Origin of the sequence: Chroococcidiopsis sp. CCNUC1, assembly GCF_023546805.1 — a bacterium.
GTDB classification, from domain to species: Bacteria; Cyanobacteriota; Cyanobacteriia; order Cyanobacteriales; family Chroococcidiopsidaceae; genus Chroococcidiopsis; species Chroococcidiopsis thermalis.
In genome coordinates this window covers 3,317,343-3,343,209 of the sequence record NZ_CP097480.1, presented here as the reverse complement: position 1 = coordinate 3,343,209, position 25,867 = coordinate 3,317,343, and the positions used below count along the sequence as shown (strand labels likewise).

Sequence of the window (25,867 nt, the reverse complement as noted above, 5' to 3'; positions counted from 1 at the left end):
ATCAGTTATCAGTTATCAGTAGACCTCCTGCATGAATCAAAAAATCATGGATGTCATTCTGTTGGCGAAGCCTTCCCGAAGGGTACGCAACGCAGGAGGTCTAGTGAAGAAAGAAAGAAGGGTGTAGGGAATTGGTAGTTGGTAGTTGCGCCCCCTTGTCCCCCTTGTCCCCCTTGTCTCCCTTGTCCCTTCTATCTCCCGCCGCAACTACGCCAAGTCGAAAAGTAATATTTCCGCGTCGCGATCGCTGCTTATTTCTAACAGTTCAGCGGCACCGATCGCTACTCCATCTCCCGCGTTCAAGCTATGACCGTTGAGCGCCACTGCACCCCGCGCTACTTGCAACCAGGCATAACGATTTGGTTGCAATTGATAAGTGACCCGATCTTGCGGTTGCAATATGGCTGAATACAAATTCACGTCTTGATGAATTGTCACAGCACCATCGCGTCCATCTTTAGCGGCAATTAACCGCAATTTTCCTTGTCTTTCTGCAACTGAAAAGGCTTTTTGTTCGTAACTCGGCTCTAAGCCTTGGCGATCGGGCAGAATCCAAATTTGCAAGAGGTGAACTGGTTCGGTAGCAGAAGGATTGAATTCGCTGTGCATAATTCCCGTTCCAGCACTCATCCTTTGTACTTCTCCGGGTCGGACGATCTCCCCATTACCAATACTATCTTTATGTTCGAGCGCACCTTCAAGGACGTAGGTGAGAATTTCCATGTCCCGATGTCCGTGAGTCCCAAACCCTCTTCCTGGCTGGACTCGATCTTCGTTAATCACGCGCAGCGATCGAAATCCCATGTGAGAGGGGTCGTAGTAGTTTGCAAATGAAAAGGTGTGATAGCTATCTAACCACCCATGATTTGCATGTCCGCGTTCTTGGCTTTGTCTGAGTGTAATCATATCTTTCCTCCAACTTGGTTTGAATTATTTAGTTCAATATCAATTAATTTAATATTAAACTATTTAATCAAAAAAAAAGAACCACCGCCATGTACGGCTTTCCCTACAAAGAAAGTGATGCGTGATGAAAGGGTATGGGGTGTAGGGGACTGGTAGTTGGTAGTTGGTAGTTGCACCTGAAGCTCCCCTGCTCCCCTGCTTCCTTGTCCCCCTTGTCTCCCTTGTCTCCCTCAACTTCCTCATTTAGGTCGATCGAACTGCGAAGGAGGACGGAAATTCTCGACTGGGGTATTTTTCAAGGCTTGTGACATGAACGATCGCCAGATCGGGGCAACAAATACGCCACCTGTTGCACCCTTACCGACAGGTTGGTAGTTATCGTTGCCGACCCAAACAGCTGTTGCTAATTGTGGCACGAAACCGACAAACCAAATATCCCGTTCTGAAGATGTGGTTCCCGTCTTACCTGCAGCGGGGCGACCGATTTGAGCGGCGGTTCCCGTACCGCTAGTAATTACCCCTTTCATCACGTCTGTTAAGGTAGCGGCTGCCCAAGGCTCTAAGACGAGTTGGGGTTTGGGAGAGTTATCGAGGATAACGTTACCACTACTATCGGTGACGCGGGCAATAATAGTTGGTTTGGACTGCCAACCGTAATTAGCAATTGTCGCGTAGGCGCTTGCCATTTCCAAAGGCGTGACACCGATCGCTCCTAATGGTAAAGATGGCACTGGTTCCATCGGGCTGTTGATGCCTAAGATGCGGCACGTCTCGACCACCTTATTCAAACCCACAGCGCTACCTAGCTTCACGGCGGGGATGTTACGCGACACTTCGAGCGATCGCCGCACTGGCATGGGACCGTTGAAAGAGTCATCGTAATTTTTCGGAGTCCAAATTCCCCCAGGGATGCGGTAACTGACCGGAGTGTCGTTAATAACGCTATTGGGCGTAAATTTTCCTGAAGCAAATGCCGTGTAATAGACAAACGGCTTAAAAGAAGATCCTGGTTGGCGGCGAGCTTGAGTCGCTCGGTTAAATTCGCTTTTTTGATAATCTACCCCACCTACCAATGCTTTAATAAATTGAGTGCGCGGATCGACTGACACCAAAGCCATTTGGTCGGCGCGGACTCCCTGAGAGCGAATGGTTTTATGCCATTTTGCTACGGTTTCTTCAGCAATCTGCTGCATTCTGGAATCAACGGTAGTTTGCACCCGCAGCCCGCCTTTTTGCACGGCTTCTAGTCCGTATTCCCGTTCTAACTCTTGAGCCGCAGTATTAGTAACGAAGGGCATACTACTACGTTGGAACGAGCGAACTTTCCCCAGGGTAATTTTCGTTTCTCTCGCCTTCTCGTCTTCCTCTGCCGTAATCCAGCCTAAACTGCGCATTCGGTTCAACACAGTTTCTTGGCGTTGTTTCGCCGTTTTCATGCTGACAAACGGGCTGTAGTTTTGCGGTGCTTGAATGATTCCTGCCATCATCGCCGCTTCCGCCAAATTTAAATCTGCGGCTGACTTGCCGAAATAGCTTTGGGCTGCTGTTTCTACACCATAGGTGTTGTGTCCCCAATACACTTGATTGAGGTACATTTCTAAAATTTGGTCTTTGCTGAGAATTTGTTCTAAACGAATGGCTAAGACTGCTTCGGCAACTTTGCGGCTAAATCGGCGCTGCTGCGTCAGAAAAATATTTTTAACCAGCTGCATCGTCAGTGTCGAGCCGCCTTCTGCAACTGCCCCGCGCTGCCAGTTGACGATTGAGGCACGCCCGACGCTACTAATATTTATGCCGTTATGGGAATAAAAATGACTGTCTTCGATCGCCAGGACTGCTCGTTTTAATTCTGGAGAGATTCTATTTAAAGGTATGACTTCGCGATTGGCTTCGCCGTGAATGCTGGCAAGGACTTTGCCGTTTATGTCATAAAAGTAAGATGTTTCAGAAGGAATATAGTTACGCAGAACTCTGACATCGGGTAAGTTGCGGAAGCTAATTGCTAAGCCGACTAGCCCTCCAGCTACAATGGCACTAGTCAACATAATGACTGCTAGAAGGGTTCCGCCTGTCACCTGACTGACTTCTTTCAGAAATTTCCAGCCAGGTGATGAATATCTCGGTTTTTCTCGGGCAATGCTAGAAGACACAGCGGTTTAATTTCCTCAACTTAATAGCCAAGAGATTTGTCTGCGATCGCGATCGCCAAATCAGCGGATAATTTTGTCACTATAGTAGTCTGTCAATTAAGCGATTGAGAAGGTTGCGAGTGAGTGTAACGAATTTATCATCCCCAAGGCAAGAGCCAAGCTCTCAATTAGCCACCGCGACACCCGATCCAAATTGGCTACGACGTGGTGTCAGCGAAATCTTTCCAGACCAGCCTGATTCTAGCAATCCTGAAGAAAATCTGGAAAAATTGTTAAAAATGACAAATCGACCCTTGCGTATCAAGTTCGGGATTGACCCCACTGGCGCGGAGATTCATTTAGGTCATAGTATTCCAGTCCGCAAGCTCAGAGCGTTTCAGGATGCCGGACATAAAGCCGTTTTGCTGATTGGCGATTTCACGGCTAGAATTGGCGACCCCACTGGCAGATCGGAAGTTCGCCGTCAATTGAGTGCGGCAGAAGTTGCCGAGAATGCTAAGAATTATTTAGATCAGGTACGTCCAATTTTAGATTTTGCTCCCGACAAGTTAGAAGTTCGTTACAACTCAGAATGGTTGTCAAAACTCGATTTGACCAAAATTCTAGAATTGTTGTCTACAATGACAGTCGGGCAAATGTTGGCAAAAGAAGGGTTTGCCGAACGTTACGAGAAAGAAAATCCCATTTACATCCACGAATTTCTCTATCCCCTGGTACAGGGATACGATTCTGTAGCGTTAGAAGCAGATGTAGAGTTGGGTGGGACAGACCAAAAATTTAACATTGCTGTAGGGCGAGATTTGCAAAGACATTTCGGACAAAAGCCACAGTTTGGCGTGCTGTTACCAATTTTGATTGGCACGGATGGCAACCAGAAAATGTCTAAGTCGCTGGGAAATCAAGTGGGACTGCTAGAAGAACCGCTATTGATGTATTCCAAGCTGGAAAAAACGCCAGACCATTTGCTCAAAGATTATTTCGAGTTATTGACAAATTTACCCTTAGATGGATTGCCGGAAACTCCCCGCGATCGCCAGAAGCTGCTTGCTTTAGAGGTTGTCAGTCAATACCACGGCAAAGAAGCCGCTCAAAACGCTCAAAAAGCAGCAATGTCATTGGTACAAGGCAATACAGCCGATACTTCAGCCGTACCAGAATTTTCGCTATCTCAAATCAAATTTCCAGCCAAATTGTTTTACATTGTCAGCGCCAGTGGTTTGTGTCCGACTAGTTCTGAAGCCCGCAGGCAAGTTCAAGGTGGAGCAGTTAAACTGGATGGCGATCGCCTCAACCAAGTAGACCTAATCTTTAATTCTCCAGATGAATTGGATGGTAAAGTCTTACAGGTTGGCAAGAATAAATTTGTCAAATTAGTAAATGGTAATGGGTAGTTGGTAGTTGGCGATCGTTCTCCCTTGTCCTCCTTGTCTCCCTTGTCTCTAAACCCAACACCCATGCATACAGACCGAATTATCGTTCCCCTAGACGTACCGACAGAAGCTCTTGCGATCGCGCTTGTGGATCGGTTGCCGCAGGTCAGCTTTTGGAAGGTTGGCTTGGAATTATTTGTGAGCTGTGGTGGTGGTATTCTCAGTACGTTGAAACAGCGGCAAAAGCGAATATTTCTAGACCTCAAGTTTCACGATATCCCGAATACGGTAGCTGGGGCATGTCGGGCGGCAGCAGGGTATGGAGTCGATTTAGTGACGATTCATGCGACTGCTGGTAAAGATGCTTTGTCACTGGCTCAACAAGCGGCACAGGAGGGAGCAAAGACGGCGGGTGTAGCACCACCAAAATTAATTGCGATTACTGTTTTAACGAGTCTTTCTGCTCGTCAGCTTGCTTTTGAGTTAAAAATTCCCTTGGAACTACCGGAATATGCCTTAGAAATGGCTTCATTAGCTCGGGAAGCAGGTTTAGATGGGGCTGTTTGTTCGCCGCAAGAGGTGGAACAGTTGCGGCGGATTTGCGGCGATGATTTTCTCTTAGTGTGTCCTGGGGTGCGTCCGAGCTGGGCAGCAAAAGGCGATCAAACGCGATCGCTCACTCCTGCACAAGCAATTAAAGCAGGGGCAGATTATCTTGTCATTGGTCGTCCAATTACTGCTGCTGCCAATCCAGAGGAGGCTTGGGAGCGTATTTGTCAGGAGTTGGCGGGGTGATGAAGAGAATTCGGAATTCGGAATTCGGAATTCGGAATTCCGAATTCTCGGCTGAAGAGAGAGAAGCAAGCTACGAAATTTGGAATTTAACCCTGATTCGCTCGTTTTTCAACTCCAAATTGCACTTTTTTCTACTTTCTTTACTAGCTGTTACTCAAATACCCTTACCTGCCTATCCGACTTCTGACTCCTGCACGGGCGTACAGCAGTGCGCCCCTACGACTTCCGACTCCCATTGTTCTACTCAAGATATTAAAACCCTGACCGATCGACTTCTTAAAGATTTGCCTGCATACGCCAATCGCACCAGTCAACGCGCTCGTAGGTTGAGCCGCAGTACAGATCTTTATACGTATGTATTGGTAGCAGGGAATCCAGAGTTTGAACCTTTAACTACCGATCCTGGTGTTTACCAGCCTAAATCGCCACAGGCGGATGGTGAAGACGTACAGCAGGTATTTTTTACGACCTTGGAGCGACAGTATTTAAAAGATCGCGCCATAGAATTGCAGGGGTTTCACTGGGCTTTTTTCGCCAAAACTGAAGATGGATGGCGTTTGGCTAGTATGTTTACTCGAATTGGCGATCGCGCTGGCAAAAGACCCCCCACGCCACCAGAGGAAACGAGTGATGGTATTATTGCCCAGGCAATTGAAACTTGGTTGCGTGATTGTCGAGCCAGAAGTCGGGCGCGAGATGCGAAGGAGTAGGGTGCATTAAATGACGTACCCTACTAGCAAATCTCATCCAGTTTTTTTCTCACTTCTTGAATATCCTGCCACATCAACCACTTAGGACTACCTTTTTCGCGAGATTGGTTGCGTAACAAATAAGCAGGATGAAAGATGGGCATACACAAGCGTCCTTGCCATTCCAACCATGTCCCGCGTATTTTAGAAATAGCTCTTTTTTCGCCCAACAAGCCTTTAAGTGCTGTCGCGCCAGTGAGAAGAATAATTTTTGGCTCGATTAGGCGAATTTGTTCTAACAAATAAGGCTTGCAAGCTTCTACTTCATCAGTGGTAGGCGTGCGATTTCCTGGTGGTCGGCATTTATTGATATTGCAGATATATATATCTTTGTCTGTATTTAATTTTACAGAATCTAAAATTTTCTCTAAAAGTTGTCCGGCTTTCCCCACAAAAGGCAACCCTGTCTCATCTTCGTTTTGCCCTGGTGCCTCGCCAATAATCATAATCGGGGCTTGGGGATGACCTCGCCCAACTACGGCATGATGGCGAGTTGCTCCTAGTTCGCAGCGCTGGCACTGATTGCAGTGCTGTGCCAATTCAACTAGGCTGGGGTAAGTCCCTATGGGAATAGGAATTTTCGCATCTGTGGGAATCAGATCCAGTTGCGGCGGTGCGACTGGTTCGACGACATCTGAACTTGCAAATAAGCTGAGCTGGTCTTCGCTAGACATGGAATAAAAATTGTAGCTGCGCTAGCAAACCTTCCAATTGTAGCGAAATTGTGACTACTTTAACCCTCTTTCTATCTACTTATCTCCCTTACAACTCCCGACTAAGACTGAAAATGAGGAAACTATTACTGAAAAAATAAATCTTGTTGCATTTGCTAGCCGATTGGAAAAAAGCCTGTAGAACACAGTTAAACTGCGGAAACATCCTTGAAGATATAAGCAGTATGCCGTCCTCAGCCGAAAGTATGTCAACTGCTATATTGTTTCGCGATCGCGTTGCTGCTGGAGAACAACTAGCACCGGAAATTCATCGTCTTCTGGACAAAATTGCGGCTGTTTCTAACGTTGCCCCTTATCCGATTGTCTATGCCCTACCACGGGGAGGATTGCCTGTAGCAGTGCCAGTAGCGCGGCGACTGCGTTGTCCGATAGATATTGTGGTGGCAAAAAAGATCGGTCATCCCCAAAACCCAGAACTAGCGATTGGAGCAGTTACAGCAGATGGTAACGTCTTGTGGGCAGGACAAACATCAATTGCTCTCCAAAATTCACCACCGGGAAAAATAGCGCTGGAAGCAGCCCTGAGCAAGGCAAAATTGCAGATGGCAGTCCTCAATTCTGGTCGCTCCCAACATAGCGCGATCGCCCAACAAACGCGAGATACGATCGCGATCTTAGTCGATGATGGCGTTGCCACTGGAATGACAATGGCAGTAGCCGCCCAAACGCTGCGATCGCAAAATCACATAGCAGTTTGGCTCTGCACTCCCGTCGCACCTCAAACCTTGCTACCTTGGCTAGAACAATGGGGCGATCGGATAATCGTTCTGCACACACCCAAATCTTTTCTGAGTGTCAGCCGCTTTTACGAAGAATTTCCTCAAGTAGAAACAAGAATCGCCCTTGCTTGCCTGCAACAACAGAAGTTGTGGTTAGGGCGTTAGCAATCGGGAGTCGGAGAAGAGAGACAAGGGAGACAAGGGGGAGAAGAGAGACAAGGGAGACAAGGGAGACAAGGGAGACAAGGGAGACAAGGGGGAGAAGAGAGAGTCGCCCAGCTGAGAGAGAGTCGTGGAGAGTCACGGAGAAAAAAAACACTACACCCTACACCCTACACCCTACACCCTACACCCTACACCCTACACCCTACACCCTACACCCTACACCCTACACCCTACACCCTATTTACTACTGGTTCCACTAGCCACTAACCACCAGCCACTCACTAACTCGCTCAAAAATTTTAATAAAAACTATTGTCAATAACTCAGTTCATGTTGTAATCTGTTCTCTCAGACTGTTGAATATTATTCTCAATAGGAGGCACGGTGACAACTGTTGCTAAAAGTCCGTTATCGGTAGAGCAAAATGCTACCGAAGTTCCCTGGTGGGCGGGGAACTTTCGCCTGACTAATTTATCAGGGAAACTCCTGGGCGCTCACGTAGCCCATGCAGGGCTAATTGTGTTCTGGGCGGGAGCAATGACTTTATTTGAGTTGGCTCACTTTAATCCAGCCAAACCCATGTACGAGCAGGGTTTAATTCTACTACCTCACCTAGCAGCTCAAGGTTGGGGCGTGGGTGCTGGCGGCGAGGTGACAAGCACATTCCCCTATTTTGCGATCGGCTCGATCCATCTAATCTCATCTGCATTTTTGGGGTATGGTGGGATTTTTCATGCCCTGCGCGGTCCAGCCACATTAGAAAACCGATTTCGTTTCTTTGGCTACGATTGGGCAGATACAGGCAAAATGACGACAATTCTTGGCATTCACCTGGTATTGCTGGGGATAGGTGCGTTCTTATTGGTCGCCAAAGCAATGTACTTCGGCGGTTTGTACGACCCAGCCGTGGAAAATGTGCGAGTCGTGACTAACCCGACACTCAATCCAGCCAGAATTTATGGTTATTTGTTCGGTGCAGTAGGCAATTTCTGGATCGCTGGCGTTGACAACCTGGAAGATGTTGTTGGCGGTCACATTTGGGTTGGTGGAATATTGATTTTGGGCGGGTTGTTCCATATTGCAACCAGACCGTTTCAATGGACGCACCCTTTATTTGTTTGGTCGGGAGAAGCTTATCTTTCCTACAGTTTGGGTGCTTTGGCGCTCATGGGCTTTATTGCAACTCTCTTCGTCTCAGTCAATACAACCGTTTATCCTGAAGTATTTTACGGTCCTGCACTCACGATTCGGCAGAATTTTGTACCTTACTTTTCATCGCCCGATCCTGAATTCGTGACTTCTCGGACTTGGTTAGCCAACACTCACTTCTGGTTAGCTTTCTTTTTCCTACAAGGGCATATCTGGCACGCACTGCGATCGCGCGGGCTGGATTTCCGTAAAGGGAGAGTGAGTGAGGCAGCAATCCTTCCCAAACCGATTGCCTGAAGCTAGCTTAATGCAAATTGTTTCAACTTAAATTTGAGCTGGCGATCGAAAAGATGCAAATATTTCTCAAGGAAGGCATAAATGACAGCAGTAATTTCTGATAGTCCATACAGAAACCAAATTCCTGAAGTTGGCTGGTGGGCTGGTAACTTTCGTCTCACCAATTTATCGGGCAAATTGTTGGGCGCTCATATTGCCCACTCTGCATTAATCCTGTTGTGGGCTGGCGGAATGACTCTGTTTGAGTTGTCTCGTTACAACCCAAGTTTACCAATGTACGAACAAGGGTTGATCCTGCTTCCTCATTTAGCAACTCTCGGCTTTGGTGTTGGTGCTGGCGGGCAAATTACTAGTACCTATCCCTACTTTGTCATCAGCGTTTTGCATCTGATCCCTTCGGTGATTCTAGCGGCGGGTGGTATTTACCACTCTTTACTGGGACCAGAGGTGTTAGAAGATAACCCCACTTTGGCTGGCTTTTTCGGTTATGACTGGAAAGATACCGACAAGATGACGACGATCTTAGGTATCCACCTGATGCTTTTGGGTTTGGGTGCTTTACTACTCGTCGCCAAGGCGATGTTTTGGGGTGGATTGTTCGACCCTTGGGTAGCTGGCGGCGGAGATGTGAGGGCTATAAATCATCCCACGCTGAACCCAGTCCGCATTTTTGGCTACTTGTTCGGTGCTTGGGGTTCAGAAGGAATGGCGGCTGTCAATAACTTAGAAGATATCGTTGGCGGTCACATCTGGGTTGGTGGAATGCTAATTGGTGGTGGCATTTTTCACATCTTGACTCAGCCGTTTGCCTGGGCGCGTCGAGTTTTAATTTACTCAGGTGAAGCGTATCTTGCCTATAGTATTGGCGCTGTAGCCTATATGGGCTTTTTTGCAGCTTACTTTGCCTCAGTGAACAATACTGCATATCCCGAAGTTTTTTACGGTCCAATTCGCACTTTGGAAAGTTCTCCTGGGATTGTTTCTAGCCGTGGTTGGTTAGTATCTTTCCATTTCGTTCTAGCCGTCATATTTCTCCTCGGTCACATTTGGCACGCCCTCCGTTCCCGCGCGATCGCCGCTGGATTCGATTTGAAAAAAGGCGACTTGATCCAGCCACCGTTGGCAAATCCTCGCTCGGGCGATCGCTTTTCCTCGGTTGAGGCTAACGACCTGACACTGAACTTTCTGAAATACCTACCAATTTATCGCCCTGGTATTACACCTCTTTCGCGAGGGTTAGAAATAGGGATGGCTCATGGTTATTGGTTAGTCGGTCCTTTTACCATACTAGGCTCGCTAGGTTCTTTAAACGACAGTCGCGCCAGTAATTTGCTCGGTTTACTAGCCGCAGGTAGTTTAATTGTCATCCTGACGATTGGGTTCTCAATTTACGGTAGTACCTCACAGGAAAAAAGCTTGGTTACAGTTCCACGCCCAAATTTTGCAGTCACAGTACCAAACGTACCAGACTCTCTACAAGCTGTAGATAACTGGAGTCAGTTTTCGACTGGATTTTTTATTGGTGGAATTGGCGGAGCAATCTTTGCTTATTTGCTCTTAGATAATCTGAATTTATTTCGGGCGATTCCCATGATTGGAAGCTAAACGACTCAACCAATTTCAGATCGCAACTAACTCTTTACTCGCGTACGGGCGGGTTTAACCGCACAACTATTTGTTTTAGGACAGAACTACTCAAAAAACCCGCCCCTACAACTTTTGATGCACCACGTTCAAATTAGGTCTAATTCCAAACAAAATAATTCCAGGAGAATAGAATGGCAAAAGTCGGGATTTTTTATGGTTCCACAACGGGAAAAACTGAAATGGTTGTCGAATCACTTCAAAAAGAATTTGGTGAGGATGTAGTAAATTTGCATAATATCGCTGATGTGGATGAAAGCGATTTTGAGGAGTATACTAATTTGATTGTTGCTTGCCCTACTTGGAACATTGGCGAACTCCAAAGCGATTGGGATGGTTTTTTCCCCGATTTAGACAGCATTGATTTCAGTGGAAAGAAGGTAGCTTATTTTGGGACTGGCGATCAGATTGGTTATGCCGATAACTTTCAAGACGCAATGGGTATTCTAGAAGAAAAAATTGCAGAATTAGGTGGGACAACTGTTGGATATTGGTCTACAGATGGTTACGACTTTAATGAATCTAAAGCTGTGAAAGACGGGAAATTTGTTGGTTTGGCGATCGATGAAGATAATCAATCTGATTTAACTGACGAACGAGTAAAAGCTTGGGTAGCGCAACTCAAGAAAGAGTTTGGTATTTAGTTAACAGTTAACAGAAATTTGTGGGGTGCGTTCATCAACGTACCCTACCGTTCATCTCAACTCTGAAGGAATTTTTCATGTCATTTCCTCATTATTTGTGGTTGAATACTAGTTCTAGTTTGCGCTGTTTTGAACAGCCTTTGTTAAATTATTTATCTAAACGAGTTTCAATCGCTCGTTGGGAATATTCGCAAACTCAAGACGAAGCTAGTTCGCTCGATATTGCCATAGGATTGTTACACGACTATCTACAAAATACAACCCATCCCGTTCACTTAATTGGACATAGTACGAGTGGCTTATTAGGATTCTTGTATGCGCGTCAATATCCTGAAAAGATTGCTTCTTTAACTCTTTTAGGTGTAGGTGCAGATGTTACTATTGATTGGCAAGTTCACTATTACACTCACTTACAAGCTCTAAATCGGAAAAAAGTTTTATCTACAATGGCTTATAATTTATTTGGGTGTTATGACGATCGCACAATTGAGGGATTAGTAAAGATTTTAGAAAAAGATCTCGATAGTTCGCTTTCACCCCATTCTCTTTGGCAAAGAGCTAATTTCCCTCATAATGGCGTGTCAGTACCATTAATGGTTTGTGGAAGTTTAGACGATCCAATTGTAGAAGCTACCGAACTCCATAAATGGCAACCTTTCTTAAAAGCAAGCGATCGCCTCCACCTTCATCCTGACGGCGGACACTTTTTTCACTTCTTTCAATCGCAACAAGCAGGAAAACATATTCTTAGCTTCTGGCAATCTTTAAGTTTATTAAATCAGCTAAAGGTAGTAGTTAATCCAGGATAAGTCAAAAGTCAAAAGTCAAAAGTTAAAAGTTAAAAGTTAAAAATTATTAGCTATAAATAGCAAATGACTAATGACTAATGACTAACAACCAGATCGAAAACCCGATGTGCCATTTCTAACTTAGTCCCAGGTGCGATCGCAATTCGATCGCCTGCTTTGTTTAAAAAAATCGCTTGATTGTTGTCGCTGCCAAATCCACTATCGGGTAGATCGATCGGATTGGCAACGATCGCATCTAATTTTTTGCGGTGTAATTTCTCTAAGGCTGGAGTGACTATATCTCCCGTTTGGGCAGCAAAGCCAATTAAAATTTGTTGGGGCTGTTTGCAATGTCCTAACTGGGCGAGAATATCTGTCACGGGTGCGAGGGGCAAACTTTCGGGTAGCGATCGCTTGGGTAACTTTTCGCGAGTATAGTTTGCAGGTTTCACATCTGCTACAGCCGCCGCCATCACTGTAATATCAGCAGTTGGAAAGCACTCTAACATTGCCTTCTCCATTTCTGCCGCACTGACAACAGGTAGCGATCGCACTCCTGACGGTATTTCTGCGTTGACAATACCATGTACTAGAGTTACATCTGCCCCCCGATGGAAAGCTGCTTGTGCCAAAGCTATTCCCATTTTGCCCGTGGCGGGATTACCGATAAACCGTACCGGATCGAGATATTCTCGCGTTCCACCCGCGCTAATTAAAACTTGTTTTCCTAACAAGTCTCGCTTGCCAGACGTACATAACAAAGACTGAATATGAGTCACAATTTCTGCTGGTTCCGCCATCCGCCCCGCACCAACGCGATCGCAGGCTAGTAACCCATATCCTGTAGACATACCATAAAATCGGTTGTCTGTCAATAATTGCTGCCAGTTGCGCTGTACTGCGACTTGTTGCCACATCTCCGTATTCATAGCTGGGGCTAGTAATACGGGGCAAGTAGAAGCCAATACTGTATTTGTTAACAGGTTATCAGCCATACCATAGGCTAATTTCGCCAGCGTATTTGCTGTCAGGGGTGCAATTAGCATAATTTCCGCCCACTCCCCTAAAACGATGTGTAAGGGACGCTGATGGGTAGGTTGCCAAAAGTCTGCATCCGTATAAGCTGGATGGCGAGATAAAGTTGATACCGTCAGTGGAGTAATAAATTGTCGAGCAGAATCGGTTAGGATAACTCTTACTTCCGCCCCAGATTTAAACAGCGTGGAAATAACCTCGCAAACCTTATAAGCCGCAATCCCCCCGCCGATTCCAACTAACACCCGCCTGGGCGATTGTAAACTCATCTCAACTTACGACTCCTGTACGGGCGGGTTTAACCGCACAATTTACGTGCGATCGCCTAGATTTTTCCAAAAAACCCGCCCCTACAATTCATTCCAACTTCTGTACGGGCGGGTTTAACTCCAGAATTCTGGGCGATCGCCTCGGCATGTTTACAAAACCCGCCCCTACCATTAATTCCGAATTCCGAATTCTTCACGATTCGTCGTATGGTTCCAAATCGAGAAGATGAATATATGGTTCTACTAATTCTGGACGTTGAAAAGCGATCGCCCTGAGTAAATGCCAATCCTGCAAGCCGTCAAAAACATGCGTGTAGTTGTCTTGTTCTAAACGAGTTGCCAGTTCTGACACGTCTATTGCTGACATAGCAGCAATATCCTGCCGAGAAATACTTGAAGTCTTCATCATGCTGCGATCCTCCCCAGAATCAGTGACCAGTGACCAGTGACCAGTGACCAGTTACTAGTTAATTCCGAATTCCGAATTCCGAATTCCGAATTTTTTTCTAGCCCCCTATATATACTACTCACTTTATCAAGGGTGAATCTCCGCAAGTTAACGGATTGCGATCGTAATTTTAATACTTGTTAAGTAATTTCTTTTTGGTGCGTGGTAGTTGGTAGTTGATCGCTGGTCACTACTCACTCTTCGCTCCGGACTTCGTCCCGCTTCGCTAACGCTCCTCGCTCCTCGCTGTCACAAACTGCTGAATCAGTGGTAGTACTTCTGGGCGAATTTCGTGTCCCATGTCAAATTCTTGGTACTGCACGGCAACCCCCAAGGCAATTAAATTATCTCTAGCGTATTGGGCTGCTTTGAGTGGTACAACGGTGTCTTGCTTACCATGCACGATGAGTACTGGCGGGACTTCATCTAAGGATTGGGATAGAGGATGCATATACCCGCTTAAGGCAATTAAACCCGCCAGAGGTAAGCCTAATCCTACATCCAAAGTCATTGCTGCGCCCTGAGAAAATCCACTTAAGATCGTTCTTGACAGGGGTACGCCAGTAGAAGCTTCGAGGGAAAGCAGCCAATCTTTCAAAATCTGCCTACTCTCATGAATGCCTTGATACTCTTGGCTAGAAAGGTCGTACCACATCCTACCTACAGAAGTATAAGGATGAGGAAAAGGGGCGTTGGGAAATAAAAATTGATATTTGTTTAAGTTTAATAAAGGTACGAGAGAGGCTAAATCTTTAGCATTTGCCCCCCAGCCGTGCAGTACCACAACCAATCCTGTTGGGTTCGTCCCCATTGTTGGCGCAACCGCGATCGCTTCTAAACTCAAAGCTTTACTCCCACCGTTCAGCTTTCTTAATATATCTTAAATGAGGGAGCAGGGAGCAGGGAGGGACAAGGGAGACAAGGGGGACAAGGGAGACAAGGGAGACAAGGGAGACAAGGGGGACAAGGGAGACAAGGGAGACAAGGGAGACAAGGGGGACAAGGGAGCAACTACCAATTACCCATTACCCATTACCCATTACCCATTACCCATTACCAACTACCAACTACCAGATTAAGATTGGGGTAGTTACTTAGTCTCATCCTAATTGATGAAACGACTGCGCCCGATCGCCATTATTGCTGGCATTGCTATTGCCTTGGGGTTAGTTCTGTGGTTGGTGAGTTCTGTAGCACAGATTGCCGAGGTATGCAGGTATTCGCCGCTACTGTGCAATTTCCTCATTGCCTTAATTATTGGGTTGATGTTGGCGTTGATTGGGGCAATTGTCTACTACATACTCGTCATTCAACGGGGAGAAAGGCAATCGCAACGGAGAAGACAGCAACGACAGGCGCAACAAACTCAGGTTCCGCCTCAAAAGACGGAAGCTGCTGCCGAAAATCTCTCAGCGGTAAGACAGCAAGTTGCCCAAATTCAAGATGAGGTGACGCGACAGGCATTAATCGAGCGATCGCAGGAGATTGAAGCAAATCTGGCGCGGGGAAATCTTCAAGTTGTCGTCTTCGGGACGGGTTCGGCTGGTAAAACTTCGCTGGTAAATGCCATTTTCGGGCGCATTGTCGGACAAATTGCTGCACCGATGGGAACGACGACGGTAGGACAAACCTATACTTTGCGCTTAAAAGGTTTAGAACGCAAAATTTTGATTACCGATACTCCAGGGATTCAAGAGGCGGGGGTAGCGGGAACGGAACGAGAACAGGTAGCCCGTCAGTTAGCAACTGAGGCAAATTTACTGTTATTCGTGGTTGATAACGATTTGCGGCAATCGGAATACGTACCTTTACGGGCGTTGATTGAAATTGGTAAGCGATCGCTATTAGTTCTGAATAAAACAGATTTGTATGCCGATGAGGATCGAGAACAAATTCTTGCCCGGTTGCGCGAACGGGTTAAAGATTTAATTGCAGCCAATGATGTTGTAGCGATCGCGGCTAACCCTCAACCCGTGACATTGCCAGAAGGGGAAATCTTTCAGCCAGATATTGAAGTCACTCCTTTATTGCGTCGCATGGCGGCGATTTTGCGGCAAGAAGGAGAAGAATTAATTGCCGATAATATTCTCTTACAATCTCATCGTCTGGGGGAAGAAGCGCGTCAGCTGATCGATACCCAACAGCGACAGCAAGCCGAGAAAGTTGTCGAAAGATATCAATGGATCGTGGCGGGTGTGGTGTTGGTTACGCCGATACCTGTAGCCGATTTACTGGCAACTGCGGCTGTTAACGCCCAAATGGTGGTAGAAATTGGCAGCGTTTACGGTTGTGAGTTAAATATCGAACGGGGAAAAGAACTAGCTTTATCTTTGGGTAAAATTTTGGCAAGTTTGGGTATTGTGAAAGGGGCATTTCAATTGCTCAGTGCTGCTTTACAACTCACCGTGCCGACTTTTCTGATTGGCAGGGCAATTCAAGCCGTGACTGCGGCTTATTTAACTCGGATTGCTGGCAGAAGTTTCATTGAATATTTCCGCCGCGATCGCGATTGGGGTGATGGCGGAATTGCTGAAGTCGTACAGCAACAGTTTCAATTAAGTCGCCGCGATGAATTTATTCGCGAGTTCGTACAGCAGGCGATCGCGCGGGTGATTCAACCTTTAACGAGTCGCTCTCAAACTATAGAAAATGAGGAAGAGTGGCAATGAGAACTCATTCAGTGCCCAACTCCTCTAAGACTTACGTTTAGACTTCTTCAGAGACGACGAACGACTACTCCTTTAATTTTTGTTGAGTTATTTTCCCAATCTCGAATTTCCCCTTCAAGATCTTGCGGTAAGACTGAGGTAAAGTCAAAAGTCAAAACTGACTGTTTGTCACTACTCACTTATGACTAATGACCAATGACTAATGACCAACGACCAATGACCAATGACGTTCTTTTAGGTCAAGCATGAATGCTGCTGAAATTTTTGAAGGAATTGCGCTGTTAATTGAGCTGGCACAGAGAGGAGAAATCGATCCTTGGGATGTCAGAGTCATTGAAGCGATCGATCGCTACTTGAATGCGTTGCTAGCTGCCCAAGAAATAACACCAGGCTCATACGAATCAAATTTATCTCAGTCGGGACAGGCTTTTTTACTGGCATCGCTGCTAGTCTTGTTTAAAGCCAACACCCTCACTGGACTAGATTCTCCCCCTGACGAGTTAGAACTGGATACAGAAGAGTTATTGCTGGTAGGGGAAGGGGAGTTTGCGACGCGGTTACGTTTGCCTCTAGAACAGCAATTACATCGTCGTCCGGTTGCCGTACCTCCCCAAAAACGCCCTGTAACCCTCCAAGATTTGATCGAGCATTTGCAGCTAATTGCGACTCAGTTGCAGTCTGAAGGCAATCTGACAGCCAAAACTAGCCGCAGCCGCCGTTCTGTATCTCAGTCACGCGCAGATGCTCGCCAGCCCTTAGAACTAGCTCACCAGGAAAATCTGACTCAAGTAGCGCGAGAACTGGAAGAGTTTTTATCTCGCTACTCGTCACAATTTTTTACTTTAGAACAAAATTGGCTAAATTTAGAACAGTTAGTAGATTTATGGACGCAAACGAAACAAGTTGCCACATCCATTGCAGCTACTATGTCTCATGGTGAATTACTGAGCGATCGCGGTTGCACCTCATCGCAAAAACACGAAAAAGTCAGCGTCTTTTGGGCGTTGCTGCTACTCTCAGCCCAATCTAAGGTGGAATTATCGCAGGAAGAGTTTTATCAAGAAATTAAAATTAAGACTTTGGGCGGTTCCGAACAATTGGCGATCGGCGATACTGACTCCAAAACCACTGTATGTTCTGTTTAAAAGGGGGGCAATCGCGCTTGGCAAAAAGTATTTAGTATGCTGTACTTGGCTGGCAACTACGCTGTGTAGTTTTCGGGATGATTTCGGTAGAGAATTAAACGAGGATCGAAAATGCAATCAAACGATCGCATTTGTTTTTAATCAAGAGTAGATTTTGCATCAATCGCTTACAGTTGTCTCATGTTGAGGAGTAGCTTCTAATGAAAGCCATGATTCTGGCAGCGGGTAAGGGTACGAGAGTCCGCCCCATTACCTACACCATCCCCAAACCGCTCATTCCCATCCTGCAAAAGCCAGTGATGGAGTTTCTCCTTGAACTATTGCGCCAACACGGTTTTGACCAAATCATGGTCAACGTCAGCCATCTAGCTAACGAAATCGAAAACTACTTCCGCGACGGACAGCGCTTTGGCGTACAGCTTGCCTATTCCTTTGAAGGAAAAATTGTTGATGGCGTTCTCGTTGGAGAAGCGGTAGGATCTGCGGGAGGAATGCGGCGAATTCAGGACTTCGCGCCGTTTTTTGACGATACCTTTGTTGTACTGTGCGGCGACGCGCTAATTGACTTAGACTTAACGGCAGCAGTGAAATGGCATAGAGAGAAAGGCTCTATTGCTACAGTCATCATGAAATCTGTTCCCCGCGAAGAAGTCCCTAGTTACGGGATTGTGGTGACAGACGAAGACGGACGAGTCAGAACCTTCCAAGAAAAGCCAAAAGTTGAAGAAGCTCTGAGTACCAACATTAGTACGGGAATTTATATATTTGAGCCAGAAATATTTAATTACATTCCACCTGGAGAAAATTTTGATATTGGTAGTCAACTATTTCCCAAACTTGTAGAAAAAAATGCACCTTTTTATGGCTTGGTGATGGATTTTGAATGGGTGGATATCGGTAAGGTTCCCGATTACTGGCAAGCCATTCGCGGCGTACTCCAAGGTGAAATTAAAAACGTCCAAATTCCAGGACATGAAGTTCGTCCTGGGATTTACACTGGTCTGAGCGTTGCTGTGAACTGGGACAAAGTAGATATTACGGGTCCCGTGTATATCGGTGGAATGACGCGGATTGAAGATGGGGCGAAAATAGTTGGTCCTACCATGATCGGTCCCAACTGCTATATCTGTGGCGGCGCTACAGTTGACAATAGCGTCATTTTCGAGTATTCGCGTTTAGGTCCGGGAGTCCGCCTCGTAGATAAGCTCGTCTACGGGCGCTATTGCGTCGATAAAACGGGAGCCATGATTGATGTCCAAGCTGCTGCCTTAGACTGGTTGATTACGGATACCCGCGTCGAAACGCCATCCCAGCCTGCAATTGAAAGACAGGCGATCGCTGAACTACTAGGAATTGAGGCTAGTTAATAATGCATGTAGGGGCGCACAGCTGTGCGCCCCTACAGATATTTTTGCGCCCCTACAGATATTTTTGCGCCCCTACAGATGTTTTTTATCTCTACAACTTACGTTGGCGAAGACAAATACGTATATCGGCTGAGACTCTGTTCGTAGGTTTGGAGGAGACGCTGGGATTCTTGCAAGGTAATTTGTTTTTCTAACATGGCTTGTTCGCTGCGCTGGCGGATACTTTCTACCAGATCTTCAGCATCGTACTGTACGTAGCCCAAAACTTCAGTCATGGTGTCGCCTTTAACAACATGTTCGATCTGATAGCCTTTGGGCGTTAGTTGAATGTGGACGGCGTTAGTATCTCCAAACAAGTTATGTAAATTACCCATGATCTCTTGGTACGCACCATTGAGGAACATGCCCAGATAGTAGGGTTCTCCTGGTTTGTAGGAATGCATTTCTAACACGGATTTCACATCTCGCAAGTCGATAAAGCGATCGATCTTGCCGTCACTATCGCAGGTCAAATCTGCTAAAATCCCCCGGCGATCGGGTTCTTCGTCTAAACGGTGGATCGGCATGATCGGGAAAAGCTGATCGATCGCCCAGCAATCCGGTGCTGATTGGAATACGGAAAGATTGACGTAGTAGATGGAAGCCATGATCTTTTCTAACTCTTCCAAATCGTCGGGTACGTATTCCTCATGGCGGGTAATTTCCATTAGCTTCTCGCAGCAAGCCCAGTAAATCCGCTCTACCCTAGCTCTTTCTGTCAGGCGCATAATTCCCAAGTTAAAGCGGCTGATGGCTTCATCTTTAAACTGCACCGCATCGTGATACGCCTCTTGATAATTTTCGTTAGTAATCGATTGGTAAGTTTCCCAAAGGTGGTGGACGATTGGCGGTTCGTCCTCCTTGGGTGGTTCTGGCGTACCGAAAGGAACATCGGAAGTACTGACGACATCAAAGATCAAAACCGACTGATGGGAAGCAACCGCTCGTCCGCTTTCACTGATCAGGGTCGGAACTGAAACTTGCCGTTCCGCACAGGCATATTTCAACTCTGCCACGATGTCATTGGCATAGTTTTGCATGTTGTAGTTTTTGGAGGCGTAGAAGTTAGTTTGGGAGCCGTCGTAGTCTACACCCAAGCCGCCACCTACATCCAAATACTTCATGTTTGCTCCCAGCATCGCCAACTCTACATAAATGCGGCTGGCTTCCTGAATCGCGTCTTTAATTACGTTGATGGCGGAGATTTGGGAACCGATGTGGAAGTGGAGTAATTGCAGCGAACCGAGGAGATTGGCGGCGCGTAACTTTTCCACCGCTTGAATGATTTCGGGGATAGTCAAACCAAATTTAGCGCGATCGCCTGTAGAAGTTCCCCAGCGTCCCATTCCTTGGGTACTGAGTTTTGCCCGCACGCCCAAAATTGGCTGAATTCCCAACTGGCGACTTGCTTCAATTGCCAAATCGACTTCTTCAACTTGCTCTAGGACGACGATTGGTGTTTGTCCTAAACGGCTGGCTAGCATGGCGATTTCGATATATTCCTTATCCTTGTAGCCATTACAAACAATCAGCGCCCCCGGAGTATCTAGCAACGCCAAAGCAATCATTAACTCTGGTTTAGAGCCAGCTTCCAAGCCGAACTGGTGCGGTTTGCCAAATCGCACCAAATCTTCAATTAGGTGGCGTTGTTGGTTGCATTTGACCGGAAATACGCCACGATAGACACCAGGATAGTTGTAACGCGCGATTGCTTTGGCAAAACAAGCATTCAACCGCTCGATCCGGTCTTCTAAAATATCGGAAAAGCGAATTAACAGAGGTAGTCCCAAATTTCGCTGTTTTAAAGCATTTACCAACTCGTACAAATCCAACGAACCACCGCGATCGCCTTTGGGAGAAACTGTAATATGACCAGCGGCATTAATCGAAAAATAAGGTTCGCCCCATCCCTGAATGCGGTAGAGCGCTTCGCTGTCCTCAATCGTCCACGAACGCGATAATTTACCAGGAGCGATGTGCAACGACTTCTTCTTTTCGTTTTTTAGCTCGGTTGTGGTTTGCGCAACCGTCGCTGGCTCCATTTCTTCTACAGTTGGATCTGCTCCCATCTCTATTCTCACCTCGTCTTTCTAACCTCTGTACAGCCCCACGCATAGCCAGTGTAACTTATTCAAATTAAGGTCATTGGTCATTTGTGAGTGGATAGTGGCTGGTGGCTAGTGGCTCGACTCAATTCTTGTCACTAGCCGCTAGTCATTAAGTAACTGACAACTGATAACTGATAACCGATCGCCGATTTAAGATAATCTAATTTTGATATTTGTTACTTGTCACTAGTCATTAGTAAGTTACAAATGACAAATGACCAATGACCAATGACAACTCAAAGGAACATAGCTGTGGAACGCACATTTTTAGCAATTAAGCCTGATGGCGTACAACGAAGTTTAGTCGGTGAAATTATTCGTCGTTTTGAAGCTAAAGGCTTTACCCTGGTTGGGATGAAGTTTATGAAAGTCAGCCGCGAACTTGCCGAGCAGCATTATGGCGTTCACCGAGAAAGACCTTTTTTCCAAGGTTTAGTCGAGTTTATCACTTCGGGTCCCGTCGTAGCGATGGTTTGGGAAGGCGATGGAGTTATTGCTTCAGCGCGGAAGATGATCGGTGCTACTAACCCCCTAACAGCAGAACCAGGAACAATTCGGGGCGACTATGGCGTTAACATTGGGCGTAACATCATTCATGGCTCCGATGCACCGGAGACTGCCCAACAGGAAGTTAGCCTCTGGTTTAAGGAAGAAGAACTAGCGAGTTGGGAACCTAGCTTGACTCCGTGGATTAAGGAGTAGGGAGTTGTAGAGACGTTACATGTAACGTCTCTACATATAGCAACTACTTCGGTACTTCAGCCTTTTCTTTATTTTCTGTAGGTACGATCGCTTCAGGAGAGTCCTCAACATTGCGTTTGGAAAAGCCCCAGAGAAATAACAGCGCGATCGCGGTTATCATTAACCATTCTGGGGGTACTAAAGCATCGTTAGCTACCCGCAGCATCAGCCGCAATCCTACTAAGGCAACGGTAATGTATCCGGCATCTTCTAAGTGGGTGAATTCATCTAACCAGCGAATGAATAAACCTGCCATGAATCGGAGGGTGATAATACCAACAGTAGCCCCCGTCAGTACCAGCCAGCGTTCTTGAGAAACTGCGATCGCTGTAGTGACGCTATCGAGAGAAAATGCTAAATCTGTGAAGGCAATGATGGGGATAGCTTGCCAAAGCGCTTGAAATCGAGGTCCGTGGTGCAGGTGGTCTTCGTCTTCTGCTGAGGTAAAGTGTTGAAATACTAGCCACAGTAGATAAAGCGCACCTAATAGCTCGAACTGCCAGTATTGCTGTACCCAAGTTGCTGTCAAGATTAAGGCAATCCGCAGCACGAAGGCAACTACTAAGCCGAGATTGAGCGCTTGACGTTCGAGTTTTTTATTTTCTAGTCCTTGGGCGATCGCCGCGAGAGCGATCGCATTATCAGCCGAGAGTACCGCCTCTAAAAAGATCAAAATGGTTAAGACTGCGGCGGTTTCAATGCTGGCGTGATATGGGGAATTTAGTATTTCGTCTATCATTAACAGTTTTTAAACCTGAAGACCCTACAGATACAGCTTGTCAAAATATGACTCTTCCATTCAGCTTAACCTGTTGAGCGGGAGAGAGGGAGAGTAGGCTAGGCGTTGCGATCGCTTGAAATCGCGTTCTCAACCGGATAATTCACAGCCAGCTTTGTTCCAGCTACAACTTTCACGATCGCAAATAGTGATGGAGCTATCTGACTACAATTGTCGAATACGGGTAGTCGCCCATCTTAACGAAAATCAAAACAATTTCGGGTAAATCTGCATTCAGAATGGTTTTTAGTAGCAATAACGATTACAGCGATCGCTATGTCACAAATCACGATTGAATCCATCCTGCAAGAAAAGCGTTTATTTCAACCACCAGCAGAATTTTCACAAAAAGCACACATCAAAAGATTTGACGAATACGAAGAACTCTATAACAAAGCCAAAGCCAATCCACAGCAATTTTGGGCAGAACTAGCGGAAAAAGAATTGCATTGGTTCCAAAAATGGGACACGGTGTTAGATTGGCAACCGCCGTTTGCGAAATGGTTTGTCGGTGGCAAAATAAATATTTCTTACAATTGTCTCGATCGCCACCTTACCACTTGGCGTAAGAACAAAGCTGCTTTGATCTGGGAAGGCGAACCAGGCGATTCTCGCACCCTCACCTACGCGCAACTGCATCGGGAAGTCTGTAAATTTGCCAATGCCCTCAAACAGTTAGGGGTAAAAAAAGGCGATCTTGTCGGAATTTATATGCCGATGATACCCGAAGCCGCGATCGCCATGTTAGCCTGTGCCAGAATTGGCGCACCTCACAGCGTCGTGTTTGGCGGTTTTAGCGCCGAAGCCTTGCGCGATCGCCTGAATGACGCTCAAGCTAAGTTAGTCGTGACAGCCGATGGCGGTTGGCGTAAAGATGCGATCGTTCCGCTTAAAGATCAAGTTGATAAAGCTTTAGCTGATAATGCCGTCCCTACAGTCGAAAACGTCCTCGTTGTCAAGCGTACGGCACAACAAGTTCACATGGAAGCAGGGCGCGATCGTTGGTGGCACGATTTAGAAAAAGGCATATCGGCAGATTGTCCCGCCGAACCGATGGACAGCGAGGATATGTTGTTTGTCCTCTATACTTCCGGTAGTACGGGTAAACCTAAAGGTGTCGTACACACGACAGCAGGTTACAATCTCTACACCCACATGACGACTAAGTGGATTTTCGACCTGCAAGATACTGATGTCTACTGGTGTACGGCTGATGTAGGTTGGATTACCGGACATAGTTACATCGTCTACGGTCCCCTATCTAACGGTGCAACTACGCTGATGTATGAAGGTGCGCCGCGTTCGTCTAATCCTGGGTGTATGTGGGACGTAATTGAAAAATACGGCGTGAATATTTTCTACACTGCACCTACGGCGATTCGCGCTTTTATTAGAATGGGCGAAGACTTGCCCAAAGCCAGAAATCTCTCTTCCCTACGCTTACTGGGAACGGTAGGCGAACCGATTAACCCCGAAGCTTGGATGTGGTATCACCGCGTTATTGGGGGAGAACGCTGTCCGATTGTCGATACTTGGTGGCAAACGGAAACTGGGGGTATCATGATTACACCCTTACCAGGGGCAATCCCCACTAAACCTGGTTCGGCAACTCGTCCTTTCCCTGGTATTTTGGCTGATGTCGTAGATTTAGAAGGCAACCCCGTCGGCGATTATAACGGTGGCTATTTAGTCGTGCGTCACCCTTGGCCTGGAATGATGCGGACAGTGTACAACGATCCCGACCGCTTCCGCCGCACCTATTGGGAACACATCCCCCCCAAAGATGGACAGTACGTCTATTTTGCTGGAGACGGGGCGAGACGGGATGAAAATGGTTATTACTGGGTGATGGGTCGTGTCGATGACGTGATCAACGTAGCCGGACACCGTTTGGGGACGATGGAAGTTGAGTCAGCCTTGGTGTCTCATCCAGCAGTAGCTGAAGCCGCCGTCGTGAGTAAGCCAGATGAGGTGAAAGGAGAAGAAATCGTTGCCTTTGTCACCCTAGAAGGGACGATAACACCCAGCGAGGCGTTGAACAAGGAACTCAAGCAGCACGTCGTCAATGAAATTGGGGCGATCGCGCGTCCTGGCGAAATTCGCTTTACCGATTCTTTACCCAAAACCCGTTCGGGGAAAATCATGCGGCGGTTACTCCGTTCTCTAGCCGCAGGTGAAGAAGTTTCTGGGGATACTTCTACTCTCGAAGATCGTAGCGTGTTGGATAAGTTAAGGGAAGGCGCTTAGGAAATCGGCTGATGTAGAGACGTTACATGTAACGTCTCTACACCCGAACATGTAACATCTCTACACCCGACTTCCGCCTCCTGTACGGGCGGGTTTAGAAACCCGCCCCTACCGACTCTTGCATCAACTAAACATTCTCCGATCGAGGCTTTTCGGATCGCGATGGGAGACAAAATTCTCTAAATTTTCGTCTGATTCCAGGCGACCTTCGACTAAGTTGATAATGCGATCGGCAACATCTAAAATACTATTGTCGTGAGTGACAATTAAAATCGTACACCCTTGCTCTTTAGCTAGTTTTTGCATTAATGTCACGACTTCGCGCCCCGATTTTTTATCTAAAGCAGCAGTGGGTTCGTCTGCTAAAATTAGTTGCGGTTGATTGACTAAAGCGCGGGCGATCGCGACTCTTTGTTTTTGTCCTCCCGATAGGGCATTGGGTTTATAATCGACGCGGTTAGCTAAACCCAATTGACTCAACATCTCTACTGCTAATTTGCGCTTTTCTCGCCAGTTATTTGTTAATTCCACAGCCATTTCTACATTTTGCGAGGCAGTCAGAGATTCAAATAAATTGTGTGCTTGGAAGATAAAGCCAATATTCCGTCGTATTTCTACCAATTGAGATTTGTTGAGTCCGACTAATTCTTTTTCTAATACTAATAAATTCCCTTCATGAGCCGATCGCAAGGCTCCAATTAAACTCAAAAGAGTTGTTTTCCCCGAACCCGATGGACCAGTCATAATCACGATTTGTCCCTTGGGTAAATCGAGATTGATGTCGGACAATACCTGGGTACGTAAATCGCCCTGCCCAAAATAATAATTGAGTCGGCGAATTTGCACGGCAAATTTGTCTATCATAAGCTGTCACGTATAGCAGGGAGTCGGGAGTCGGCAATAGAAAATTT

Annotated in this window: 28 protein-coding genes; 15 read left to right on the top strand and 13 right to left on the bottom strand. The window is 46.5% G+C overall.

Annotated features, from left to right (window positions below; all coding sequences use genetic code 11):
- Window positions 1–36: 36 nt before the first annotated feature.
- From M5J74_RS15675 to M5J74_RS15660, 4 genes are all read right to left on the bottom strand, one after another.
- On the bottom strand, window positions 37–207 hold the full coding sequence (locus M5J74_RS15675; protein WP_250012303.1) for a hypothetical protein: 171 nt from the start codon (window positions 205–207) through the stop codon (window positions 37–39).
- Entirely contained in the window at window positions 208–906 is a 699-nt protein-coding gene (locus tag M5J74_RS15670; RefSeq protein WP_015155010.1) for a pirin family protein, read from the bottom strand. It lies immediately after the preceding gene.
- Window positions 907–969: 63 nt separating this feature from the next.
- The gene (locus tag M5J74_RS15665; protein WP_250012301.1) at window positions 970–1,149 is read right to left on the bottom strand and encodes a hypothetical protein; all 180 of its coding nucleotides are present in this window, start codon (window positions 1,147–1,149) and stop codon (window positions 970–972) included.
- Window positions 1,146–3,056, bottom strand: coding sequence for a transglycosylase domain-containing protein (locus M5J74_RS15660; RefSeq protein ID WP_106167286.1), 1,911 nt, complete (start codon window positions 3,054–3,056; stop codon window positions 1,146–1,148). Before M5J74_RS15660 ends, M5J74_RS15665 begins: the two co-directional genes overlap by 4 nt.
- A 119-nt stretch (window positions 3,057–3,175) precedes the next feature.
- On the opposite strand from M5J74_RS15660, the gene tyrS reads away from it, so the two are divergent.
- From tyrS to M5J74_RS15645, 3 genes are all read left to right on the top strand, one after another.
- The gene (gene tyrS / locus M5J74_RS15655; protein WP_015155008.1) at window positions 3,176–4,447 is read left to right on the top strand and encodes a tyrosine--tRNA ligase; all 1,272 of its coding nucleotides are present in this window, start codon (window positions 3,176–3,178) and stop codon (window positions 4,445–4,447) included.
- Between the two features lie 63 nt (window positions 4,448–4,510).
- On the top strand, window positions 4,511–5,221 hold the full coding sequence (gene pyrF / locus M5J74_RS15650) for an orotidine-5'-phosphate decarboxylase (protein ID WP_015155007.1): 711 nt from the start codon (window positions 4,511–4,513) through the stop codon (window positions 5,219–5,221).
- On the top strand, window positions 5,221–5,931 hold the full coding sequence (locus M5J74_RS15645) for a hypothetical protein (protein ID WP_250012299.1): 711 nt from the start codon (window positions 5,221–5,223) through the stop codon (window positions 5,929–5,931). Before pyrF ends, M5J74_RS15645 begins: the two co-directional genes overlap by 1 nt.
- A 23-nt stretch (window positions 5,932–5,954) precedes the next feature.
- Here M5J74_RS15645 and M5J74_RS15640 read toward each other — a convergent pair whose 3' ends face one another.
- Window positions 5,955–6,644, bottom strand: coding sequence for a uracil-DNA glycosylase family protein (locus tag M5J74_RS15640; protein WP_015155005.1), 690 nt, complete (start codon window positions 6,642–6,644; stop codon window positions 5,955–5,957).
- Window positions 6,645–6,889: 245 nt separating this feature from the next.
- Here M5J74_RS15640 and M5J74_RS15635 point away from each other — a divergent pair, with 245 nt between their 5' ends.
- The 6 genes from M5J74_RS15635 (at window position 6,890) to M5J74_RS15610 (ending at window position 12,131) form a co-directional block, all read left to right on the top strand.
- Entirely contained in the window at window positions 6,890–7,588 is a 699-nt protein-coding gene (locus tag M5J74_RS15635; RefSeq protein WP_015155004.1) for a phosphoribosyltransferase, read from the top strand.
- Window positions 7,573–7,848: a hypothetical protein gene (locus tag M5J74_RS15630; protein ID WP_250012296.1), complete on the top strand. Its 276-nt coding sequence runs from the start codon at window positions 7,573–7,575 to the stop codon at window positions 7,846–7,848. Before M5J74_RS15635 ends, M5J74_RS15630 begins: the two co-directional genes overlap by 16 nt.
- 124 nt (window positions 7,849–7,972) lie before the next feature.
- The gene (locus M5J74_RS15625; protein ID WP_015155003.1) at window positions 7,973–9,034 is read left to right on the top strand and encodes a chlorophyll a/b binding light-harvesting protein; all 1,062 of its coding nucleotides are present in this window, start codon (window positions 7,973–7,975) and stop codon (window positions 9,032–9,034) included.
- A gap of 81 nt (window positions 9,035–9,115) precedes the next feature.
- Window positions 9,116–10,639, top strand: a complete 1,524-nt coding sequence (locus M5J74_RS15620) for a chlorophyll a/b binding light-harvesting protein (RefSeq protein ID WP_250012294.1) — start codon at window positions 9,116–9,118, stop codon at window positions 10,637–10,639.
- 173 nt (window positions 10,640–10,812) lie between these two features.
- Complete coding sequence (fldA, locus tag M5J74_RS15615; RefSeq protein WP_015155001.1) at window positions 10,813–11,322, top strand: flavodoxin FldA; 510 nt, start codon at window positions 10,813–10,815, stop codon at window positions 11,320–11,322.
- A 77-nt stretch (window positions 11,323–11,399) separates the two neighbouring features.
- The gene (locus M5J74_RS15610) at window positions 11,400–12,131 is read left to right on the top strand and encodes an alpha/beta fold hydrolase (protein ID WP_106167291.1); all 732 of its coding nucleotides are present in this window, start codon (window positions 11,400–11,402) and stop codon (window positions 12,129–12,131) included.
- 74 nt (window positions 12,132–12,205) lie between these two features.
- Here M5J74_RS15610 and coaBC read toward each other — a convergent pair whose 3' ends face one another.
- The 4 genes from coaBC to M5J74_RS15590 all read right to left on the bottom strand — a co-directional run bounded on the left by coaBC (window position 12,206) and on the right by M5J74_RS15590 (window position 14,706).
- Window positions 12,206–13,414 (bottom strand): bifunctional phosphopantothenoylcysteine decarboxylase/phosphopantothenate--cysteine ligase CoaBC, encoded by a 1,209-nt coding sequence (gene coaBC, locus M5J74_RS15605; protein WP_015154999.1) that lies wholly within the window; start codon window positions 13,412–13,414, stop codon window positions 12,206–12,208.
- Between the two features lie 56 nt (window positions 13,415–13,470).
- Window positions 13,471–13,611 carry a hypothetical protein gene (locus tag M5J74_RS15600; protein WP_250012292.1) on the bottom strand — a complete coding sequence of 47 codons (141 nt, stop codon included), beginning with the start codon at window positions 13,609–13,611 and terminating at the stop codon, window positions 13,471–13,473.
- Entirely contained in the window at window positions 13,608–13,820 is a 213-nt protein-coding gene (locus tag M5J74_RS15595) for a DUF2555 domain-containing protein (protein WP_106167292.1), read from the bottom strand. The genes M5J74_RS15600 and M5J74_RS15595 overlap by 4 nt, the downstream gene beginning before the upstream one ends.
- A gap of 268 nt (window positions 13,821–14,088) precedes the next feature.
- On the bottom strand, window positions 14,089–14,706 hold the full coding sequence (locus tag M5J74_RS15590; RefSeq protein ID WP_015154997.1) for an alpha/beta hydrolase: 618 nt from the start codon (window positions 14,704–14,706) through the stop codon (window positions 14,089–14,091).
- 40 nt (window positions 14,707–14,746) lie between these two features.
- Here M5J74_RS15590 and M5J74_RS15585 point away from each other — a divergent pair, with 40 nt between their 5' ends.
- Both M5J74_RS15585 and M5J74_RS15580 read left to right on the top strand, forming a co-directional pair.
- Complete coding sequence (locus M5J74_RS15585; RefSeq protein WP_250012290.1) at window positions 14,747–14,941, top strand: hypothetical protein; 195 nt, start codon at window positions 14,747–14,749, stop codon at window positions 14,939–14,941.
- 33 nt (window positions 14,942–14,974) lie between these two features.
- Window positions 14,975–16,531 carry a YcjF family protein gene (locus M5J74_RS15580; protein ID WP_250012287.1) on the top strand — a complete coding sequence of 519 codons (1,557 nt, stop codon included), beginning with the start codon at window positions 14,975–14,977 and terminating at the stop codon, window positions 16,529–16,531.
- Window positions 16,532–16,578: 47 nt separating this feature from the next.
- On the opposite strand, the gene M5J74_RS32765 is transcribed toward M5J74_RS15580, so the two are convergent.
- Window positions 16,579–16,710, bottom strand: a complete 132-nt coding sequence (locus M5J74_RS32765) for a hypothetical protein (RefSeq protein WP_256498090.1) — start codon at window positions 16,708–16,710, stop codon at window positions 16,579–16,581.
- A gap of 66 nt (window positions 16,711–16,776) precedes the next feature.
- Here M5J74_RS32765 and M5J74_RS15575 point away from each other — a divergent pair, with 66 nt between their 5' ends.
- The gene (locus tag M5J74_RS15575) at window positions 16,777–17,676 is read left to right on the top strand and encodes a segregation/condensation protein A (RefSeq protein WP_250012286.1); all 900 of its coding nucleotides are present in this window, start codon (window positions 16,777–16,779) and stop codon (window positions 17,674–17,676) included.
- 200 nt (window positions 17,677–17,876) lie between these two features.
- The gene (locus M5J74_RS15570) at window positions 17,877–19,043 is read left to right on the top strand and encodes a sugar phosphate nucleotidyltransferase (protein WP_106168333.1); all 1,167 of its coding nucleotides are present in this window, start codon (window positions 17,877–17,879) and stop codon (window positions 19,041–19,043) included.
- Window positions 19,044–19,141: 98 nt separating this feature from the next.
- Here M5J74_RS15570 and speA read toward each other — a convergent pair whose 3' ends face one another.
- On the bottom strand, window positions 19,142–21,151 hold the full coding sequence (gene speA / locus M5J74_RS15565; RefSeq protein ID WP_015154993.1) for a biosynthetic arginine decarboxylase: 2,010 nt from the start codon (window positions 21,149–21,151) through the stop codon (window positions 19,142–19,144).
- A 291-nt stretch (window positions 21,152–21,442) separates the two neighbouring features.
- On the opposite strand from speA, the gene ndk reads away from it, so the two are divergent.
- Window positions 21,443–21,892: a nucleoside-diphosphate kinase gene (ndk, locus tag M5J74_RS15560; RefSeq protein WP_039716236.1), complete on the top strand. Its 450-nt coding sequence runs from the start codon at window positions 21,443–21,445 to the stop codon at window positions 21,890–21,892.
- 43 nt (window positions 21,893–21,935) lie between these two features.
- Here the strand turns inward: ndk and M5J74_RS15555 are convergent, their stop codons facing one another.
- Window positions 21,936–22,670, bottom strand: coding sequence for a TerC family protein (locus tag M5J74_RS15555; RefSeq protein ID WP_015154991.1), 735 nt, complete (start codon window positions 22,668–22,670; stop codon window positions 21,936–21,938).
- A 315-nt stretch (window positions 22,671–22,985) separates the two neighbouring features.
- Between M5J74_RS15555 and acs the strand changes: the two genes are divergently transcribed.
- Window positions 22,986–24,956, top strand: coding sequence for an acetate--CoA ligase (acs, locus tag M5J74_RS15550; RefSeq protein ID WP_250012283.1), 1,971 nt, complete (start codon window positions 22,986–22,988; stop codon window positions 24,954–24,956).
- Window positions 24,957–25,079: 123 nt separating this feature from the next.
- Here acs and M5J74_RS15545 read toward each other — a convergent pair whose 3' ends face one another.
- Window positions 25,080–25,820: an ATP-binding cassette domain-containing protein gene (locus M5J74_RS15545; RefSeq protein ID WP_250012281.1), complete on the bottom strand. Its 741-nt coding sequence runs from the start codon at window positions 25,818–25,820 to the stop codon at window positions 25,080–25,082.
- Between the last annotated feature and the right edge of the window lie 47 nt (window positions 25,821–25,867).

Excerpts from the sequence above, each read along its gene's own strand:
- M5J74_RS15670 (WP_015155010.1), bottom strand. The coding sequence starts at position 906 with ATGATTACACTCAGACAAAGCCAAGAACGCGGACATGCAAATCATGGG.
- M5J74_RS15665 (WP_250012301.1), bottom strand. The coding sequence starts at position 1,149 with ATGAGGAAGTTGAGGGAGACAAGGGAGACAAGGGGGACAAGGAAGCAG.
- pyrF (WP_015155007.1), top strand. The coding sequence starts at position 4,511 with ATGCATACAGACCGAATTATCGTTCCCCTAGACGTACCGACAGAAGCT.
- M5J74_RS15645 (WP_250012299.1), top strand. The coding sequence starts at position 5,221 with ATGAAGAGAATTCGGAATTCGGAATTCGGAATTCGGAATTCCGAATTC.
- M5J74_RS15640 (WP_015155005.1), bottom strand. The coding sequence starts at position 6,644 with ATGTCTAGCGAAGACCAGCTCAGCTTATTTGCAAGTTCAGATGTCGTC.
- M5J74_RS15635 (WP_015155004.1), top strand. The coding sequence starts at position 6,890 with ATGTCAACTGCTATATTGTTTCGCGATCGCGTTGCTGCTGGAGAACAA.
- M5J74_RS15620 (WP_250012294.1), top strand. The coding sequence starts at position 9,116 with ATGACAGCAGTAATTTCTGATAGTCCATACAGAAACCAAATTCCTGAA.
- fldA (WP_015155001.1), top strand. The coding sequence starts at position 10,813 with ATGGCAAAAGTCGGGATTTTTTATGGTTCCACAACGGGAAAAACTGAA.
- M5J74_RS15610 (WP_106167291.1), top strand. The coding sequence starts at position 11,400 with ATGTCATTTCCTCATTATTTGTGGTTGAATACTAGTTCTAGTTTGCGC.
- coaBC (WP_015154999.1), bottom strand. The coding sequence starts at position 13,414 with ATGAGTTTACAATCGCCCAGGCGGGTGTTAGTTGGAATCGGCGGGGGG.
- M5J74_RS15595 (WP_106167292.1), bottom strand. The coding sequence starts at position 13,820 with ATGAAGACTTCAAGTATTTCTCGGCAGGATATTGCTGCTATGTCAGCA.
- M5J74_RS15585 (WP_250012290.1), top strand. The coding sequence starts at position 14,747 with ATGAGGGAGCAGGGAGCAGGGAGGGACAAGGGAGACAAGGGGGACAAG.
- M5J74_RS15580 (WP_250012287.1), top strand. The coding sequence starts at position 14,975 with ATGAAACGACTGCGCCCGATCGCCATTATTGCTGGCATTGCTATTGCC.
- M5J74_RS15575 (WP_250012286.1), top strand. The coding sequence starts at position 16,777 with ATGAATGCTGCTGAAATTTTTGAAGGAATTGCGCTGTTAATTGAGCTG.
- M5J74_RS15570 (WP_106168333.1), top strand. The coding sequence starts at position 17,877 with ATGAAAGCCATGATTCTGGCAGCGGGTAAGGGTACGAGAGTCCGCCCC.
- speA (WP_015154993.1), bottom strand. The coding sequence starts at position 21,151 with ATGGGAGCAGATCCAACTGTAGAAGAAATGGAGCCAGCGACGGTTGCG.
- M5J74_RS15555 (WP_015154991.1), bottom strand. The coding sequence starts at position 22,670 with ATGATAGACGAAATACTAAATTCCCCATATCACGCCAGCATTGAAACC.
- acs (WP_250012283.1), top strand. The coding sequence starts at position 22,986 with ATGTCACAAATCACGATTGAATCCATCCTGCAAGAAAAGCGTTTATTT.
- M5J74_RS15545 (WP_250012281.1), bottom strand. The coding sequence starts at position 25,820 with ATGATAGACAAATTTGCCGTGCAAATTCGCCGACTCAATTATTATTTT.